The sequence below is a fragment of the Bradyrhizobium sp. B025 genome (assembly GCF_042257955.1).
GTDB lineage: Bacteria > Pseudomonadota > Alphaproteobacteria > Rhizobiales > Xanthobacteraceae > Bradyrhizobium > Bradyrhizobium diazoefficiens.
Map to the genome: position 1 here is coordinate 1,275,594 of NZ_CP170150.1, position 19,031 is coordinate 1,294,624.

Annotated in this window: 12 protein-coding genes and 2 pseudogenes; 9 read left to right on the forward strand and 5 right to left on the reverse strand. The window is 58.4% G+C overall.

Annotated features, from left to right (window positions below):
- Positions 1-371 precede the first annotated feature (371 nt).
- The gene (locus ACE10W_RS06085) at positions 372-2,030 is read right to left on the reverse strand and encodes an outer membrane beta-barrel protein (RefSeq protein ID WP_224517533.1); all 1,659 of its coding nucleotides are present in this window, start codon (positions 2,028-2,030) and stop codon (positions 372-374) included.
- Between the two features lie 510 nt (positions 2,031-2,540).
- Here ACE10W_RS06085 and ACE10W_RS06090 point away from each other — a divergent pair.
- A pseudogene (locus tag ACE10W_RS06090) lies at positions 2,541-3,323 on the forward strand (IS5-like element ISBj2 family transposase).
- 738 nt (positions 3,324-4,061) lie between these two features.
- Here ACE10W_RS06090 and ACE10W_RS06095 read toward each other — a convergent pair.
- Positions 4,062-4,478, reverse strand: a complete 417-nt coding sequence (locus ACE10W_RS06095; RefSeq protein ID WP_011084680.1) for an SET domain-containing protein — start codon at positions 4,476-4,478, stop codon at positions 4,062-4,064.
- A gap of 684 nt (positions 4,479-5,162) precedes the next feature.
- The gene (locus ACE10W_RS06100; RefSeq protein WP_011084682.1) at positions 5,163-6,491 is read right to left on the reverse strand and encodes a hypothetical protein; all 1,329 of its coding nucleotides are present in this window, start codon (positions 6,489-6,491) and stop codon (positions 5,163-5,165) included.
- 1,406 nt (positions 6,492-7,897) lie between these two features.
- On the opposite strand from ACE10W_RS06100, the gene ACE10W_RS06105 reads away from it, so the two are divergent.
- The 3 genes from ACE10W_RS06105 to rpoN all read left to right on the forward strand — a co-directional run bounded on the left by ACE10W_RS06105 (position 7,898) and on the right by rpoN (position 14,146).
- Positions 7,898-8,512: a J domain-containing protein gene (locus ACE10W_RS06105; RefSeq protein ID WP_011084684.1), complete on the forward strand. Its 615-nt coding sequence runs from the start codon at positions 7,898-7,900 to the stop codon at positions 8,510-8,512.
- Positions 8,513-9,612: 1,100 nt separating this feature from the next.
- Positions 9,613-10,398: a LuxR family transcriptional regulator gene (locus ACE10W_RS06110; protein WP_018645272.1), complete on the forward strand. Its 786-nt coding sequence runs from the start codon at positions 9,613-9,615 to the stop codon at positions 10,396-10,398.
- 2,293 nt (positions 10,399-12,691) lie between these two features.
- Positions 12,692-14,146 carry an RNA polymerase factor sigma-54 gene (gene rpoN / locus ACE10W_RS06115; RefSeq protein ID WP_011084688.1) on the forward strand — a complete coding sequence of 485 codons (1,455 nt, stop codon included), beginning with the start codon at positions 12,692-12,694 and terminating at the stop codon, positions 14,144-14,146.
- A 684-nt stretch (positions 14,147-14,830) separates the two neighbouring features.
- On the opposite strand, the gene ACE10W_RS06120 is transcribed toward rpoN, so the two are convergent.
- Positions 14,831-15,169 (reverse strand): hypothetical protein, encoded by a 339-nt coding sequence (locus ACE10W_RS06120; RefSeq protein ID WP_275937772.1) that lies wholly within the window; start codon positions 15,167-15,169, stop codon positions 14,831-14,833.
- A 72-nt stretch (positions 15,170-15,241) separates the two neighbouring features.
- Here ACE10W_RS06120 and ACE10W_RS06125 point away from each other — a divergent pair, with 72 nt between their 5' ends.
- The 4 genes and pseudogenes from ACE10W_RS06125 to ACE10W_RS06140 all read left to right on the forward strand — a co-directional run.
- On the forward strand, positions 15,242-15,412 hold the full coding sequence (locus tag ACE10W_RS06125; RefSeq protein ID WP_014497906.1) for a hypothetical protein: 171 nt from the start codon (positions 15,242-15,244) through the stop codon (positions 15,410-15,412).
- A 556-nt stretch (positions 15,413-15,968) separates the two neighbouring features.
- Complete coding sequence (locus ACE10W_RS06130; RefSeq protein ID WP_014497905.1) at positions 15,969-16,313, forward strand: hypothetical protein; 345 nt, start codon at positions 15,969-15,971, stop codon at positions 16,311-16,313.
- A complete protein-coding gene (locus ACE10W_RS06135) occupies positions 16,310-16,672 on the forward strand; it encodes a Wadjet anti-phage system protein JetD domain-containing protein (RefSeq protein WP_026312353.1) in 363 nt (120 codons plus the stop codon). Before ACE10W_RS06130 ends, ACE10W_RS06135 begins: the two co-directional genes overlap by 4 nt.
- A gap of 79 nt (positions 16,673-16,751) precedes the next feature.
- Positions 16,752-17,007 (forward strand): annotated as a pseudogene (locus ACE10W_RS06140) (IS5/IS1182 family transposase); the annotation flags it as partial.
- 44 nt (positions 17,008-17,051) lie between these two features.
- Here the strand turns inward: ACE10W_RS06140 and ACE10W_RS06145 are convergent.
- A complete protein-coding gene (locus ACE10W_RS06145) occupies positions 17,052-17,270 on the reverse strand; it encodes a hypothetical protein (protein ID WP_161966258.1) in 219 nt (72 codons plus the stop codon).
- A 358-nt stretch (positions 17,271-17,628) separates the two neighbouring features.
- Between ACE10W_RS06145 and ACE10W_RS06150 the strand changes: the two genes are divergently transcribed.
- Positions 17,629-19,014: a sugar ABC transporter substrate-binding protein gene (locus tag ACE10W_RS06150; protein ID WP_011084694.1), complete on the forward strand. Its 1,386-nt coding sequence runs from the start codon at positions 17,629-17,631 to the stop codon at positions 19,012-19,014.
- The last annotated feature ends 17 nt before the right edge of the window (positions 19,015-19,031 follow it).

The following is a 19,031-nucleotide window of genomic DNA, read 5'->3' on the forward strand; positions in this document are numbered from 1 at the left end:
CTCTCCCCTCGGTGAATAAGCCGTTGATCTTTCGCCAGGCACTTTGCGTCCGCCTCCGGCCGCCGCGCGATGAGACAACGGCCGCGGCTTCCCGGTCGGTCGGCGCCTTCGCAATGGTACGCGGAATCGGCTTTGGAGCGAATTCCGGGTCAACGGATCGAGCTCTTATCACCAGAAACGAGCTCCGGTTCGCGAGCGGAGTTGCGCTCGCCTTGTCCATGCGGGCGGTTTGCAATCGAAGCAAGCCGGTGTACAGGCGTGATCGCGACATAGTCCTCGGCGGCGAATGGGCGCCGAGGACTGGGGCCATCAGCGAACTTCAGAACGGCCCCTAAGCATCTGCAGTTTGGAGCCTCGTAACAGTGAAGCCCTTAGTTGAGCTTGTAAGACGCCTGGAAGAACGTACCCCACCGTTCCATGCTGTAGTTCGCAAATCCTAGCGAGCCGCAGCCGTTTCCGCAGTCCGCGGAGTCCGCTTCCTTTTTCGTCCACATGGCCCAATAGCGGCCTCCAACGCCTAGGCTGATATTGTTGGTGACAAAGTAGGACAGAAGGCCTTCAACCTGGACGCCGCCGCCACCATTGCCGTGTTGCTCACTAAAGGTGGTCTTTTTGCGCAAGAGATGATTATCGCGGCCCTTGAAGTCGGTCCAGGGCAGGTAAGCGATGTCCGCATTCAGGCGCCAGCGCTCGGTCAGCATAGTTTCGGCGCTCAAGCCGATTCGAGGCGCATTCCATTGAGTATCTTGGCTGCCAACGATCCTATCGTCGCTCGGCTTGATACGACAAAAGTCCTGCGGATTTGTGAGCGGAACGCAACCCCTCGAGTCTGAGCTCTGGCTGTAATAGGCCCAGCCTATAAATCCGCCGATCTTGTAGTTCGTACTGCGCAGGACATCGTAACCGGCGTCGGCCGTGTAATATGCAAATCGCCCGTTTGACTCACCTGAACGAGTATTTAGGTAGGGGTATCCCTCGTGGGGCAGCCAATCTTCATCGTTCGATTTCCCTTTGTTGAAGAACCCGATACCAAGGCTACTCTTCAAGAACACTCCCCAGGGACTGTCGACACGGCCGAATACCTCCCCCGAAAGTCCGTCCAGTGCATGATAAGTGAGCCTGGAAATCAGTATGCTGGGGTCTTCAGGCCAGCCATACGGGACTGCGCTTTGATCCCACTGGAATCTTCCCCGGCTCAGCCAGAGCCGCGAGCCCCCTTCGAACGACCAACCGGACGTGTAGGGAATGGGTGGTACGCTGCCGGCTGATCTCGCATGCAGCGGCGAATCGGACTTTGGTGCGGCTTCTGGGTCCGCACCAAAGTGGTAGTTCAGACCAATTTTCCCAATGTGATAGTTGCTGGACAGGCTGGTCGTGCTCGCCGGCAAAATCGTAGACGGAGATAACTTCGCGGTCGAAGCGGTCGCGACGCTCGGCCCGCCAAAATGCAGATAGTCATACTCGACGTTCACCGACCATGAAGGCGTAAGGGCTTGCTCCACACCGAGCCCGATGACGCCACCAACTTGGCCATAGTCGAAATGGGTTTTCTCCTGTGGCAGGTCGCCCCCTTCAAAGTTGTTGACGATGTCGCCTCGATTATTTTGCCAGGCTGCACCTGCCTTGAGATAGGCAAGCGTTTGCCCGAGCGAGCCGAAGGCGTAACCGATGCGACCGGTCCCGGTCGCAAAGAGGTTCGGAGCTGCGTTGCAGTTTGCGCTTACAATCAAGTCTGAGGCTGCGAGGCAGGTGTTTGAGCCGCTCGCGACAGCTGCGCTGGCATCCAGTTCGAGGCCGTACACCCAACTATTGTTCTGCCAATTGTAGCCGATTTGGCCACCTGCGACGAAGGAGGGAATATCGACGACGTCGCCGTAGATCGGTGGGCCGAACGGATTGGTGAAAGAGGTTCGACCGTACCCGCCGCCTACATGCCCGCCAATGTAGCCTCCGGACCAGTTCCACACCGACGGTGGCAGGGCTTCTCGCCCGAGGTTCGCCATAGATGTACCCGTTGTGGCGATCGCCATGGTCGCAGCCCCCAAAAAGAGAACTCTTGATCGCATAAAGATTGCCCTGAACTTTCCCGAGTTGTAGTCGCGCTCGCTAAGTATCGCCGCACGGCAAATCGTCGGAGCACCAGGCCCCCAATAACGAGCCGGGGCCGCTCCGAAGATCACCGCACGACGATTGGTGATGACGTCCTCAACGTAGCAAGCCGCGTGCCGGAGCAATTCCTTTGTTCTGCAGGAGCTTACTAAGAGCGTGCCGCGTCAACTTCCCTACATTGGGTGGAAGGCGGACGAACGAGTGTCGAGGTTCGCTGCATTGCGGAGCTAGCGTCCAAGGCACGTGCATGTGCCGGAACTTTGTGGTCTGCCCGGTGAGCACAAGCTGGTTCAGCTTGGATGAGCCGTGAGATTTCAAGCCTAGTGTTCTTTTCACTCCGCGAGCTGCCTGATGGCAACCAGCCGGCCGTTGCAAGTTCAGCTCGTACTAGGGTCTGTACCTAAATAGCGCCACGTGATTCTCTTGCCTACGTGTTGATTCGGGGGCGAGAGAATGCGCGCTGGTTTGTTTTGGCTGAACGACAGGCAATGGGCGCGTATCGAACCGCATCTGCCGAGGGGACTGACGGGGCCGGATCGGGACGACGACCGACGCATCGTCAGCGGCATCATTCACATGCTGCAATCGGGTGCACGATGGCGTGATTGTCCACGTGAATACGGCCCTTACACGACGATCTACAATCGCTTCAATCGCTGGGCCAAGCGAGGACGATGGTGCGCAATCTTCGAAGCGCTGGCCAAGCCTGGCGAAGACGGCGTCGTACTGTCGCTCGACTCGACCTCGATTAAAGCTCACCGGTGTGGCTCCGGCGGAAAAGGGGGGAGCACAATCAAGCAATCGGCCGCTCGCGCGGAGGCCGCACGACAAAAATCCATGCGCTGAGCGATCCGCTCTGCCGGCCGGTCGTCCTGCATCTGACTCCAGGCCAGGATGCCGATATCGCTGCGGCTCCCGATGTCCTGGCGCTCGCGCCACCCATGAGCGTGCTCCTCGCCGACAAAGGGTATGATGGCGACAAGCTTCGCGGCGCAATCATTCGTCGTGGCGCCAAGCCCGTAATCCCCAATAAATCTAACCGTGTCGTCATCCATCGCTTCAACAAACGCGCCTCCAAAGGACGAAATGTCATCGAACGCTGCTTTGGCAGGCTCAAGGACTTCCGGCGCATCGCCACGCGATATGACAAGCTCGCCCGTAATTTTTTGGCCGCTGTTCATCTCGCCGCTCTCGTCGCATATTGGCTCAATTGAGTCTGGACCCTAGTTTTTGGGAGCGTGAGTACGCCAGGAAGCTAGGAGTCGTGCTCGGACCGCTTTAGGATCGACGCGCCCATTGTCTTGCGGCTTTCGTCCCTCGCGGCATCCTTGAGCGCGTAATGATAGTTGATCGGCAAGATCGGATGGACCTCGGCCGACGAAATCGATCACACGATAGTCGCTGATCTCTTATCTAAACAGGTCCTGATATGGCAGTATGTAGGATCGTGACCAGATGGGACGGATGCTCTCTGCATTGCGCGAAGCTAAATCGGAGGCGCAAAGATCGAGCCGCGATAAGCCCTCATCAAGTGCGTTTGTAACAGCACATCTGCTACTCTGACATCAAGCGGCACAATCGGCCTATCCTAAAGGTAATATCAGGATCGGTGCCCGGGCCATCTCAGGAAATATCGAGGATCAAGACTCAAAAGTCAGTGCGAGAACGGGCACATCCGCGGAGATCCGGCGTTGGGTAAGCTCTAGAGATGCAATGAAGTCCGCCTCGAGGAGATACCTCATCGAAAGCGCTCCCGCGACGGTGCGCCAAGGAGCTCTGCGCGCCAAGGGATGTCTGTCGAACAAGGCTCCGCTCGCAAATCTTCTTGCTCGGTAAGGCAGCTAGAAAATTGGCCGAGTCGGTCGATGGCCACAACGAGTTGCCGAAAGTCTTGCCGGCGTAATTCGCCAACGGATCAAGTCGTCAGACCGCGAACTTGAATCCACCGTCGCCTAGCCCGTTGGGGCATCAAGATTCATGGATGGTTCTTCATTCCACGATACGTCACACCGTGGATCGAAAAATAAGTAATTGCAGGTCAGTTCTTCACCGGGTTGTACGTCACGGGCTGTGAAAACTCGGCGGTCGTCTTGGTATGTGTTTGGGCGGCTGCTGTGGTTCATGAAGCGGGCATTGTCAGCATTGTACTCGATAACACCATCGTAAGCCTTGTAGTCTCTTGGATAGGCATGCTTATCAAGTAGCGCTTGGAATGTTGGAGCTAGGGCTTCGTATTGTTCAGGCGTCACCGTGATGTCAACGATTGGGTTGTGAATCCAGATCAACGAACCTTTGGGCAAACGAGTCGCGGAGAAAAGTCCAATACCGCCAAACCTGTCTGGCTTCAAAATTGTGTCGACGATCAGCATTGAAGAAGTCTCCCGGAGTTACTACCCAGCAAACTAACTGACGTGAGCTGCGAAATCTGCTGCACGAATTGGTAGGCTCGTTTATCCGCGCCTCCATCACAATTTATGTCTTCTCCAGGCGTATTGGGCCGCCTGCTGCGGATCGCCTCCAGCGACAAGGCCGTGAGCTGGGAGGGCTGCAAGTCAGTCGCATTCCGAGCAAAGATCCGTGTCGATTATAGCGGCGAGCTCGTGTCGCACGATCATGACCTGTTACCAGCGCGACGGCGCGCTCGATGCTCTCGCGGCCCGGCAAGCCGCCGACAAGCCCTTCATCGCAGCTTCAAGAGCCGCCCGCGGGTGAATGCGTCAGTGCGTGCCCAGGCAACTGTGGATGTGGAGCAGATATTGCAGGCAAAGTGCGCGGGAGGCCGGCACTCGACTGCCGATTTCGCTGCACAACCGCCTCGAGGCAATCAACGTGATCACGCCGTAGTTAGCAAGAAAACGGAGGTAGAAGTTCGGCCCAACGAGGAGTTGCTAAGCGATGATGCTGGCAAGTCATCGACGCGAGCAGCGGACATCTGTGCTGCCCAGAACCGCGCCAACCTCGCAGGAGCAGCCGGAGCAAGCTATGGTCCAATAACAAGTCCAATTCCGGAACTATCTGGACGGGCTCCATGCGTTTGAGATGTCCCTCGGCGTCTACATTCGTGGGTGATGGATGAGCCGAAGGTCATCGGAGCCTCCGGGTCCGAAAAGGGCGGTGTAGCGCTCACCATGAATGTCGTATTGTTTTGTCGGATGCGCTTCGTCCGGCAGAAGGCCCCACTGGCCGAGTTTCGCCCGCATCGTGTCCGGCGCGGGTTGGGTGCCGTGCAAAAAAGTCTCGGGAACGGAGAATGATGCAGCGTAAATCTCGCGGGCCGCGGGGTACGTCCTCTGAGCCCTGGAGGACGCCGGAGCGGCTTGCTCAATCGACCGTCCAAAAAGCGATCGGGCGGTTCGATCCGTTGGCTGCAGGCTGGGCGGCAGAACGTTTTCCGGTCGAGATCCGAATTGAATGGTTGAGCCTGGCGGATTGAGTGGGGTGCTTCGCCTCATCGCCCCCGCAGGCACGAACAGCGCCGTGTAACGGTCATTGTGAACGATAAAACTGGTAGGTCGGCTGTCCTGGCTCGGCGGGACGTTGCTGCGCTCGTGCGCAGCGGACGCGTGCTGGTCGCCGTGCTGCGCGTTGAACGGACCAACGGCCGCTTCTGAGTCCAGGGCTTGGTGATGACCCTCGTTTGGTTCGAGAGATGACGATGGGCGAGCGTTATCCACCATGGCCCACAGCAGATCCTGATCGTAGACTTCCTCAGGAAGGACGAACCGGCTGCTGGCCAGAAGCGGTGCGCCGGCGTCTTCAATTAACTCGCGACCGGTTGAATTGCCGGGCTCGGTGCGCTGGCGCGCAGTGGCATTTTCTTCCGCCAGGCTTAGTGTCCTCTGCCTCTTCGTAGGTTGGCCGGTGTAATCCTCATCCACAACGACTTCGTGACCTGAGCTGGAAGCGACCGAGGCTAGCTCGTTTGCAGCCGGCCGGTAGGCGCCGCTCCAGCTGAAGTAACGAACGGCTTCTTCGGGATCCGGTGCCAGACCACCCGGGGCTGGCCGGTTGAGAGACGATGCTAGGATCGCTTCGCGTATCGGCTCTTGCCACGGATCCTGATCGTGACCTTGCGCAGTCAGTTCCTCCGGCCCACCCTGCGGCGCGCGATGCTGCGCAGCGGCGTCCTCGCGTCTGGTGACTGCGTGTTCGGGATGAGGACGGTCCGTGCTCTGGTGCTCAAGTCCCAATGCCTGGGCCAGTCTAAGGCCTTCTTCAGACAGATGAGGGTAGTAGGGATCATGAAAAACGGGATTCTCTGCGATTGTCGAGGTATCAAGCTGGGGCACTTCATCCAAGTAAGGCTCAAACTCCGCTTGCTGCTGTTGCGGTGCCGCGGCGTGGTCACGGTCGAGTGGGTTGATGCGGTTAAAAGGGTCCATGTCGACTCTCCGGTGGTTTGAGTCGGCTCGCAATGCCGATCCAATCGTGTCACTGTCTCACTCTATTAGGATCAGCTGTCGACAAGCTGACGTGCTTAGAGACTAACCGGAGTGCGATCTCAGCTCAGTCATTTCGCCGCAATCGCGACTGGTGACGAAGCCGAGCAGGCGGCATCGTTTTTGCCTGTTTGGGACGGGCTCAAATACTGTCGGCACTCTGACGCCGCGATGATCTCGGCAACTGATTGTGGCTCTTCGGTCATCCCAACGTCTCACGCTTGCTCAGCTTGCACAATCTAATACGGTTGGTGGCCGACAACGGTTCCTGGCTCGCATGTTCGTGTGCCGTACCGCGGCGGATGCTCTCGCTCGGATTGTGGTTCTCTGCTGGTGCTCGGCCGGCAAGACACAGAAAGCCAATAGGCTTTATATCGGCGATCCTTGTCCGGTAATCGCGGCCACGCACATATTTGGTGCGCTCGCAGTAAAGATGTCGAGTGCATGCTCCGCGACCGCGCCGGCTGGGCGCCGTTGAGACCCTCCATGGCCTTCTTCTTGCCGCTCAGAACCAGCTCGGGCTCTCTTTGATCGCCGGCGGACTTGTGCTGCGGCGCACGTATTTGCCCCGCGATCGATTGTTCAGGCCCCAAAAATCGCTAATAGCAAAAGATTCGCCGCATCCTTTCCAGCAGGGCCGATCGTGCCTCCTGAAATCGCGAGTCAACATACGGCCCGGCTAAGCAGGGGATCAAAGCTCCTGGTCGCCGCGCTCGGCTGGCAAAATCAAGTACGTGAAGCGGATCCAACCGGCGAGAGTCGCGCGCCCGGTCCTCACCTTGGGCCCGGCCGCCTCGATTGCGCCGATAGCTTTTGCGGTGTTGCGCGGCCATCCTTGGCCGCTTCATCTCGCCGGCGTCTCTGGAACGATTCCGTCGCGGCACCGGGCGAGCAGAACACGCGCTCTGTTGCGCAGAATTTGTAGCACGCATGATCAACCGCAGGCGGCTGAGCGAAGGGCAGGATGTTGATAGTCTCATTCTGGCCATATCGCCTCGTCGAGAAGTTCTCGCAAATTCACCATCCGCGTTGCTCCGCTGCTTCCCTAAGCGCGTCATCAGCCAGATTCCTGCATAGCTCCCGCTTTGTTCGTATTCACCCGGTCCCGTTCAAGACCTCGATGTGCAGAGCCCGACAGCACATTGCAATTGAATCGATCTGAGATCGCAAAGAGATGATTGTCTGAACCAAGCGCGCGAGTCCTGGCATGTCGATTGCTGGGAAGTGCTTGCTACACCATGCACTGAACTAGACGCAAAGGCCGAGTCAGATCCAACTTGCCGTCGAAACCAATTCTCTAGCTTAGAAGCGGCGCTGCTTACTGCCGCTCCGCCCAACGGAGCCAAGTCATGCTGAGCGACACATCCAAATTCTTCGCCTCCATTCGCATCAACAAGCAGGAAGCGCAGGAGGAGCGCCGGACCGCGGTGCGATGCGAATGGCCTGATTGCCAGAACAAGGCAACCCATCCCGCGCCAAAGGGCCGCCACAATGCGCGCGAATATTGGCACTTCTGCATCGAGCATGCTCGCGAATACAATCAGTCCTACAATTTCTTCTCCGGGATGGACGCCGAAGCGATCGCGCGCTACCAGAATGACGCGCTGACGGGCCATCGTCCAACTTGGAAAATCGGCGAGCCCATCAGCGCCCGCAAGATGACCGGCAGCCCGGCCCATTCCGAGGACGACTGCGATGCTTTTTGCATGCTCGCTGAGCTGAAGGGACGCGCCCGCGCGGAGGCCAGGCCTGAGACGCGCAAGCTTTTCAATGCCAAGCGGAAAGCGTTGCAGGTGATGGGCCTGAATGTCGATGCGACGCTCGGAGATATCAAGGCGAGGTACAGGGCGATGGTCAAGAGGCACCACCCCGATGCCAATGGCGGCGACCGCTCTACGGAGCAGCGCCTGGTCGAGATCATCAAGGCCTACCATTACCTGAAGACCGTGGTGCGGGAGAGCTAACCCGGACACGACTTGAACGGCTTCACCTCACCCGCCATTCCATAGCCCTTCATCGTGTGAAGGCTGCACCCGAGCTGGCGTGTAACCCGCTTCAGACCCTAGGCCCGAGAGGCGCAACATTTCCGCCACGCCACAAGGAGTTCTATCAACCTGCTCCCGGACCGATCAACAACGAGCCTTTGTTTCTTTCCTCGTTCATTCGCTCTCTCCTCGGGTTTGCAAGGAGGGGGCAAGTCTTCACGACGCCGATGGGAAGTTCGCAAAGGCGAGCCACAGCGAAAGTTCGAAAGTGCCGTCCTCGACTGCTCGAAAAGCAGAGCCACACTAAACTGCTGCTCCGCTGCCCGCAGGAAGGTTGGTACTGGACTTGCCTCGCGCGTTAAGATGGCACTCAGGGAGTGCCATTCGCGCCCCGTCAATGCAGGTGAGACGGCAGGCCTTTAATCACGCTCTTGATCTATATCAAATTCTGTGTCGCGCATGAGACGTTGTCGCATGTTCGACGTATGTCACATCCGCTCAACCAGAGGAGACCATCTTTCTGCGAGTGCCCCTATTATGGGGGCAAGTTCTCCGATCGGCGAGTGGTGCGAGAATTGCTGTGCGCATCGGTGGTTCTTGGAAAGTCCTGAGGATCGCATGCACGCTGTCGTCCTCGTCAAGCAGCCATTTGTTGATGTCCGCGGGTGGTGGCCCAAAATGCGCAAGCACCTGAGGGCGCTGGACCCGTCCGGGTGTGGTGTGCCGAGCTGCGAACAGTTCCATGCCGACCTCGCTCCTTTGCGGTGGCGCTCGAGATGCCGGCATGTTCTTACGAGAAGTGCTGACCGTGTCCGCCGCAATCGTTGCATGATTTGCCAGCCGTTCTTTCGAGAGACTGGGGCACTGGCACCTCGGAGAGCAGCCCGACCGGTCAGCAGCGAACAAAGTCAGCTTCGCTTTGGCTCGACCTGCCAGCGTGCGTCAAGTCGCTCCGATTATCTTCTCGGAGCGTGCTGGGACCGTGTGAAACAGTTCTGGGCCGGCGCTTTCCTTTCGCGCGCGAGCTTTCAGCTGCAAGAAGCAAAGCCAACATCTGTGTAAGCAAACGGAAATAGAAAATGGATGACCAGTCGCACGGCAAAATGCCACTCGCTTCAAGCAGACGGGAAAGCCGCGGGCCCGACCTATTCAGCTTCATCGAGTGCGCTATACAGACAAGATCAATCGCAGCGCTGTTCGATCTTCTTGTGAATTTCGCGAGCAATGAAGGCTTTGATAAAGTCGCCTACGGAGCACTCTCCTGCTCCAATGAGCGTCGTTTGCCAGAGTATCTACCGCCCCCGCCAACTATAAACTTCCCGTCTGATTGGTGCCAACGCTATGCTGAACAAGAATATCAAGCGATCGACCCGGTGGTCCGGCGGACAGCAATGCTGCCAAGGCCCTTTCTTTGGGATGAACTAACCAGTCGATATGAACTGCAGCCCCGTGAGCTGCGCGTCTTACGCGAGGCCAAAGAAGCAGGCCTTAAGCATGGCATGAGCGTGCCATTGTTTGGATCGCAAGGCCGATCGGCTTTCGTATCGTTTGCATCTCCTTTCGATGATGCCGATCCACAGGATCGCATGGCTCATCTCACGACATTGGCGTCGGCGTTTCACAACGCTGTCGCGCAGATTACACCGCCGCTTGATGAGAGTTGCGAGACAGACATTCCGCTAACACCGCGAGAAACAGAGTGCCTATACTGGGTCGCAGAGGGGAAGTCAGCCTGGGTAATCGGGCAACTTGTTAACGTCACTGATAATACCGTCAATTTCCACATGAAGAACGTCATCAGAAAGCTAGGGGCGGCAAACCGGACAAATGCTGTAGCCAAAGCAACCCGGCGCGGCATCATTTAGCTCCGTACGCCTTCAAAGGAACGATCAAGGACCCTGCGTCGGCGGGCTCTTCCTTTGCGATTCATCTGCTGCGGTCGGGATAGCCGATCTCTAGTGGATTCAACGATGTACTTCAACGGAATTGGCTCAAACCAGATGACGGGGCAAGCGCATCCGGCGCGCGTGTCCGGTGTTTATCAGTGGCTGGCGTGGACCTAGGGGCGTCGGCGCTTCATGCAAGTCTCGCTGCGTCAGACTCGCCTGAGGCTGGATTTCCTAGTTCGGACAATGCAGGTCCTAGGCGGTAAATCGCATGCTTTGTCATACCGACCACGCGATCCCGGCGCTATTGATATGAAGTTCCATCCGTTTCAGATCGAGGATGTCGATCTGTTTGCCAGGAATCGCGCTGTTATAGGTTTTTGCAAGTAAGTGTTGCTAAACAGGCTGCTCAACGCAATGAACGGGTTGAAGCAACAATGACAACATCTTCATTCTCGCCACCAACCGTCTCGAGGCTCTCGAGGCTGCGCCAGCCGGCCGTCCCGGCCATATCAATCAGGCAACTGAGGTGCCGCTGCTCGATGCGACCGCCCGCGAAAGCTGGTTCGTCCCTATGGCAGGGGCTTGCCGCTGGACGAAGCCGTGATCGCTGAAGCCAGGCCCTTCACCTGAGCGGCAGCGCGGCCCTTATCGAGAAGTTGATGCTTCGCGTTGTGCAATCGAGGCTTGCCAGCTGCGGCAATGTCGGCGCGATTTCCACTAACATGAAGCTACCTGCCCGTGCGCAGCGAGTTCAATCGCGATGCGCATTGCATTGTGGCTATGGTGCGCGCCCCACAACTAGGCGCGTCCCAAGTTACCTATCGAAGGATTTGTGGTGAGGGGTCTCCAGCCGTCGACCTTGCGCATGTTGATCTGGCCGGGGGTGAGCAGGCCAGGACGGCATTGCCGCGGCGGCCGCTGATGGCAAACGGTCTTGATCTTGATCCGTCGCTCGAACTCCTCACGCGGCCGCTCAATTGCGTCGGTAGCCGGAATAAGATGTCGCGGCGCCAACTTCCGCTGCGGTGTTCTACAGCGCGGTGTATGGTGCTACCATCGGCGCAGAGGCAGCGGGAGCGCGAATGGCAGGTACGACGACGCGGGCGATGAGCCGGGGTTCGGCTCGGGAGCTTGCCTCTGCGACCCGGTGAGTTGTACCAAGAGCGCGAATTCTTCTTGTCGTTTCGCCGCAGCTCAGATGCCACTGAGGCGAGTGATTGGGGGCGGCATCCCACCGAAGCTTCGGAGAGGTGTTGTTTGGGGAGGCGGCAGGCTTCACCGGCAGCACCGATATGGCGAGGAGTGGGCCAACGCGCTGGCAAGACCCCGCTGGCCAGCGATGAAATGTTGCTCGAGGTCGTAGGAACATCATGGCGGTCTCGCGCGTGCGGACGCCTCTCGCGGAGCGAGTATGTCGGCCGGCCGCTGCAAGCAAGGCGACTGGCGCAGGGCTCTCGACCAAACCGACAAGATCGTCCCGCTCAGCGGCCAAGCGGAGGAAACTAACTGTCCCAGATTTGATGCGTCAGAGGCCCCAGATTCGTCATCCCGAATACGTTGGAACTTTCGGCAGGATAAGCCGAAGAGCAGGCCAATATATGCCCGCTATTCGAACTTCTGCCGATTTGCGTCAGCAACCCGGACAAGAGACTCTTCTCGACGCACATGGGGCAGACGCTAGCGGCCAACAAGCGGCAGGCGTTGGGCAGCTGAATGGTGATCGCCTCGCAATCGCGTTTGACGCAATAGCGATCTTGCGGCCGGTTCAACCCGCTACCTCAACTATTTTCGACTGCCAGCCCTAGTGCCAATTCGTTTGGGCAACTTCCTTCCACGATCGGCTTCGAAGTTCGCGCTAATTCGAGCGTGCAGCAAGGCTCGACAGCGAGGGACTGTCTGAGTGGCGGCAGGCACTGATCCTGAGCCCCGCGCAGCTGTTGCCGGCGCTCCTGCGGGAGGGTGGAGGATCGCGGCTACGCGCAGAACTCACCGAAACTGCCGGGGACTGCAAGTCCTTGATAGGAGTATCGCCACGGGAAGCTGTCCTGTTTGTTGATGCCCTCGCGTCACAGTGCCGCATCCGAATTCCTAGTCCTCTCATCTCGCGCACAATGGGGATTGACGAGGGAGCTCCGACTGAGTGTCGGATTCCGTTGTTCGCTGCCTTCATCTCACCTCGCATCCGCTTTTGCGCGACATCAAAGCGCTTAGATCAGCTCCTGACTAGATGAGCAAAACGCAGACCAACTTCAGTAACGGTTCTTGCTTCATGGCGCTCACGCAAAGATTAGAGTTCCGGCAATCCCAGTCGCTGGTCATGTCGCCGCAGCTGATGCAGGCGATCAAGCTGCTGCAATTATCTAATCTCGACCTCATGACCTTCGTGGAGGAAGAGCTGGAGTGTAATCCGCTGCTCGAGCGTGCCAGTGACGATGCAGCTGGGGCCGAAGCCCCGACTGAGGTCGATCAGGTCAGCGGCGATCAGCTGGCCGAGGCCCAAGTGCGCGACGCCCGGGATGGCGCCATGACCACCTATACCGAATGGGGTGGCGGCGGCTCGGGTGACGAAGACTACAATCTCGAAGCGTTTGTCGCGTCCGAGACAACATTGTCCGACCACCTGGCCGAACAACTGTCGGTCGCATTCACCGCGCCGGCGCAGCGCATGATCGGGCAGTATCTGATCGATCTCGTCGACGAAGCCGGCTATCTGCCGCCGGATCTCGGCCAGGCCGCCGAGCGGCTCGGCGCAACGCAGGAGGATGTCGAGCACGTTCTTGCCGTCCTGCAGGAGTTCGATCCGCCCGGCGTCTGTGCGCGTAACTTGCGCGAGTGCCTGGCGATCCAGCTCCGCGAGCTCGATAGATACGATCCGGCGATGCAGGCCCTCGTCGAGCATCTCGATCTCCTCGCCAAGCGCGACATCGCGAGCTTGCGCAAGCTCTGCGGCGTCGACGACGAGGACATCGCCGACATGATCGACGAGCTCCGCCGGCTCAGTCCCAAGCCGGGCATGAAGTTCGGGTCGGCGCGGCTGCAGACGATGGTACCCGACGTCTATGTCCGTCCGGCTCCTGATGGCGGCTGGCATGTCGAGCTCAACAGCGACACCTTGCCGCGCGTGCTGGTCAACCAGACCTATTATTCCAAGCTGTCGAAGAAGATCGGCAAGGACGTCGATAAGTCCTACTTCAACGACGCGCTGCAGAACGCGACCTGGCTGGTGCGCGCGCTCGACCAGCGCGCCCGCACCATCCTGAAAGTTGCGACCGAGATCGTGCGTCAGCAGGACGGCTTCTTTACCCTTGGTGTTGCGCATTTGCGGCCGCTGAATCTAAAGGCCGTTGCCGAGGCCATCCAGATGCATGAATCCACGGTGTCGCGCGTCACCGCCAACAAATACATGGCAACAAATCGCGGCACATTCGAGTTGAAATATTTCTTCACGGCATCGATCCCTTCGGCGGATGGCGGTGAGGCGCATTCCGCTGAAGCGGTGCGTCACCGCATCAAGCAGCTGATCGAATCCGAAGAGCCGTCAGCGGTTCTGTCCGATGACGCGATCGTTGAGCGCCTGCGAGTCTCGGGCATTGATATTGCCCGCCGCACGGTCGCGAAGTACCGCGAAGCCATGCGCATTCGGTCCTCGGTGCAGCGCCGCCGCGACAATATGTGGTCAACGATGAACAGTAGAGCATCGGGCGGAACTGGCCTCGATAAATAAACCCCCAGCTGTCGATTTAATCCGGAAGCGTAGCTTTGGAGGTCTCTGAAAGCGGGCCTTTGGAGCGAGATTGTTGATGGTGATGGAAGGAAGCTTCTGGCGCGGCATTTGAGGAGAGGTAGTATAGGCCGACTGCCGTCTAAGAGGGGCGAGCGTTTTCAGAGGCTCCGTCGGCGCCAAGCTCTTATTCCTCCCAAGTCCTCGCCTTGGCTTATTGTCGGCCGATATACGGCCCCGATCGGTAGCAGCCGGCTGATCTCGCACGCCAATGATCGCCACCACCTCTTCCGCGATAACTTTCCGGTTCGTTGCTACGCTGCACAACAAGGTTGTAGGGCGAATTATTGGCTTAACCATAATAGCTCGGCGCTAAATGTTGTAAAAACTACACTTGGAGCGCCCAGATTTTGGAAAATGAACAGGTTTTCGAGTGCGCAACTGTAGCCGCGCCCAGCATCGCCAAGTGCGGTTGGGCGGGATCGTCAGGATTGCGCCAAGTCGGGGCTGCTTAGGACCGGCGAGCTCATGGCGGCTTCAAGACAATCGACGACGTCCCGGCAGGAGGGACACATGACCTGGCTGAGCAGGGACAATCTGCCGAATGGCACGTGTTCTGACGAGGCGCATTCGAACTCGGCGGAAGCTAGCGACGCCGGCACACAAGTCGGCGTCGAACGCCATCGCTCATAGAGTCTTGAGATATTCGACAAGCGCTCGCCGTTCGGCGTCGGTCAACTCTGGTCCGATGATGCCGGGCGGCAGTTTCCTTAAGTCGGTTTCCTTACCCTCGAAAGAATGTCCGCGATTGCTGTTCCCAAGCAGCGACACATCGAAGTTCGTCAGACCGGCCGCACAGCTTTCGGACGACTGTGCTTTCGTCGCGAGCCCGACGTTGACCGGGTCGAACGCACGGCTGCCTACGCAAAACGACATCGGCCGCTTGGCGTGCGGCACCAGCATGTCTCTCAGGGTCGGAACAGACCCGTTGTGCAGATAAGGAGCTGTTGCCCAAACACCGTCCAATGGTCGCGCCCGGTACTGAGTGAAAAGCTGTCCCAGCTATTTAGGTTCATCGAGGGTACGATCAAGCATGTCATGCCGACCATCGTTGCCGAGATCGCCTATCAAAGCCTTGGAAGCGAAAAGCTGGTTGATTTTATCGATGAGCAGATACGCAGCGAGAAGACATCTGCAATTCGCACGCTGCTCTGCTCTTTCATGTTGCTCGAGATCGACTCGTTCCCTAGCTATAACCAGGATAAGTGAGTTTTACGAATCGGAAGATACGCCACGGTGGGTGACAGCTGTCATAACCGAGCGCCTGTACAGCTATTATCGGCAACGACCTCTGGCGGGCGCAACACGCAAAAAATTTGAGGAACTTGTTGTGACGCTAGAAATGCGCTTGGCCGGTAAATCTCGTCCAAGAGTTCGAGGAAATTATTTATCCGCCTTGAAGAAGAAGGCATTCAAAGAACCAAAGTCCTAAACTCTTATTCTGGATGAAGCGCCTCCTACAGTCAAAGATCGAGCCATGTCGCTGGACTTGCGGCGCGGATGGGGCGGCGGACTCGATCATGGCCATGGATCGCCTCAAGGGTCGCGCATGGCAACCGAAAGGCTACCATACGCCGGCCAGCTGATCGTTAGGGTCGCGCCGGGCGGCGATCATGGTTCGATGAACGCCGCTGCGCGCGGATCACGCCCGCCTGCCTTGACCAGATCGAACCACCGCTTCAGGTGCGGATGCGCGCACCAGTCGATCCGTCGTTGATCGACCGGGAGCGGTAGCCCGCGGGTCGCTTCGTCCGATGTCGATACGTTGCGCCACGCCTTCGATCTCGCCCAGGCCATCCTGGACAACAAGCATCTCGACGTGGACTATAAGACCTTCTCGCGACGGACGGTGAGGCACAGCAAGACGCTGGAACGCGTTGAAGGCGTCGTGGTTCGGCTCCTGAGTGGCGTCCTCGAGTTTCCTCCGGGCGCGCGGCCCCGCGAGGCACTGCGGGCGATCGGGCTGGAACGCTTTGCCCCGCCGCTGCTGATCGCGGGTAAGATCGATCTTCTTGGGGCCGATCTCTCCGGAGCCACTCCGCTCATCTCGGGATCGCGCCTAAGGAGGCAGATCATGTCCGCTTCCGGGAGCCGCCGGCGTATGTTTTGACGATCGAAAACTTGGCAAGCTTCAACAGGCACGTCGCCGAGGCCGACGCCGCTCGACTGGGTGCTACGCTGTATGTTGGCGGGTATCCCTCGCTTGCCAGCCAACAGGCCCTGCGCACGATCTCGGCAATGGTGTCCGAACAAACCCCGATCTTTCACTGGTCGGATATCGATCCGGACGGCACCTGGATATTCCACACGATGGAGCGCGCCGTCGGACGACCGATCCTGCCGCATCTCGGGGCGGGCGCCGACCAAAAAGTCCGCACCCGCTCGTTGCCCACCAAACTCCGGCATCGCTTCACTGGCGGCATACTTGGCCAAAGATGGATCCAAGATCCTCGAGCAGGAGGAGCTTGATCCGATTCTTCCTACGCCCACGTAGGCGTTCGGACTGACGAGGGCGCCAGCTTGCGTAACGGGCACGCTTGGCCATTGACGTAAGCGGCTCGGTGACAAGCTGGAGCTCTTGCTGGCCGAGAGCTTGAGGGGGCGCATGAGACCGGCGCGTTGCGGACGCGCGATCTCAAGCAGCGACGGTGGAGACCACCGTTCAGCCCAAGACCATCACCTCCCGACCGATGCCAAGCTGGAATATGCGGCGATTAACCAATCGGCTGGCCCGCGAGTGCGGCCTTAAGTTGCGGCAATCTTATCTGCGCATCGGCTCAGGCGCCTCTCAGTCATCGAGCCGTGAATGGCCACATGAAGAGCGACGGGCATCTCGGTCGCTGCCATCTCAAAGGGCCGGGAGGGGGACGCCGCCAACATCGCCTTCACCGCCGTCGACCACAATCTCCGCCTCACCCTCAGCCTGGCTGAGGCTTTCGTTGGGCCTAATCCGCAACGCCTTGTTGCTGATGCTCGCGGTCGCGCTCGAGCTTCGTCCTGCAATATGGCGGGTTGAGAGACCAGATTGTTTGCGGATCGAGAAAGGTTGCGGCAATGCATCAAGCACTCGTCCCTCTTAAAAGCAGCACAATCAAGAACAAGATCGAGGCGTCCGTGCCGCAAGGTGAGATTAACAGAGGGATTCGAACGAGCTACTATGCATCAGCTCGGGCGGTTGGCCCGGCTCGGCCCTCGTTTGTAGGCTGGCTGCGCGGGGTCTGAACATGGGCCTGCATTGATCATCTCCCCATGGCTTTTGCAACGGCTGCTGTAACGCTGTTTTCTTGACTTACCCAAAAATACCCAACTTCGATCTGAATGGGTGCATAAGGGCGGAAAATCACGGCTAGCGTTACCAACACTCGCGGCCCTGGAAGACGACAGGCACGTGAACTTGAGGGCCGAAGAGCCCAGAGGAGGGACCAATGCCAAGGACGCTAGCCGCACCGCGCGGCCATTCTTACCATTTCGTCAAAGCCGCTCTGATTTGCTCAACTCTCTTGTCCGGTGCGGCCGCATCTTTCGGCCAGGCCAAAGCGGAGGATATCAACTGGCGCCAGTTCGAGGGCGCTTCGATCGTTTGGGCTTACGACATCCATCCATATGCTGACGCGGTTGCAGCACAGCTTCCTGAGTTCGAGAAGTTGACGGGCATCAAGGTGACGCCCGAGCTTTATCCGGACGATGCCTATTGGAATAAGCTGACCATCCAGCTGAGCACAAAATCGCCCTCGTGGGATGTCGTCGGCACAGGAATTCAACCGGCTTGGGATCTTGCGCCCGGTCAACTGCTTGAGCCGCTCGACCGCTATCTGAACGACCCTAAGCTCACATCGGCAAGCTATGACTACAAGGACTTCTTCCCCGCATTGCGTGACGCGCTGACTTGGCAAGTCAATGGCGGGCAGATCGAACCGGGCCGGGGTCAGGTGTGGGCCATCCCGCACGGGTTCGAAAACATCCAATTGTTCTACCGTAAGGACATTCTTGACAAACACGGTATCAAGGTTCCGACAACCCCGCCGGAAATGTCGGCGGCATGCGAAAAGCTAAAATCTGCCGATCCCGCGATCACGCCCCTGGGTGTGCGAGGAGTGCGCTTTTGGAGCAGCATCCACACGGCCGCGATCTCAATCGCCAAGTCCTATGGTGTACACGACTTCGTCGTCAAGGACGGCAAGTTGGAAACCGGTCTCAATTCTCCCGAGTCGATCGCCTTCCACAAAGACTACGTGGAGATGATCAAGAGGTGTGCTGCCCCATCCTTTGCCAACGACAACTGGTACCAAGTGGTCGATGGCATCAATTCGGGTCGGACAGCGATGGCGATCGATTCTAACATGTTCGGGTTCTGGAACGATGTTGCCGGCAAGCCCGCTTCGGGCAAGATTGCCTTCGCTCCGCCACTGCGAGCTCCGAACGGCAAGACTTTCGAATCGAACATCTGGATCTGGTCCCTGGCCATGAATGCTGCTTCCCAGAAAAAGGGAGCGGCCTGGCTCTTCATTCAGTGGGCGACGTCAAAGCAGGTCGAGCTGAACGGTGCCATCGCCGGCAAGCTCGTCAACTCGCCGCGCGCTTCGACCTGGAGCGACAAGGTTTGGCTCGACTATGCGGCTAAACCGGAATTCACAAATTTCGTGGATACCTTCAAGAGTGTTCAGGACCGGGCTGCGCTCGCCTTTACGCCGCGCGTAGGGTTTGCCGAGGCCATGAACGCCTGGGCAGTTGCCATGCAGAAGATGGTTAATGGTGCGGACGTGAAGGCGACATTGGCCGACCTCGCCTCCGAGATTCGCTCCTCCATGTAAGGCAACCGGGGAGCGGC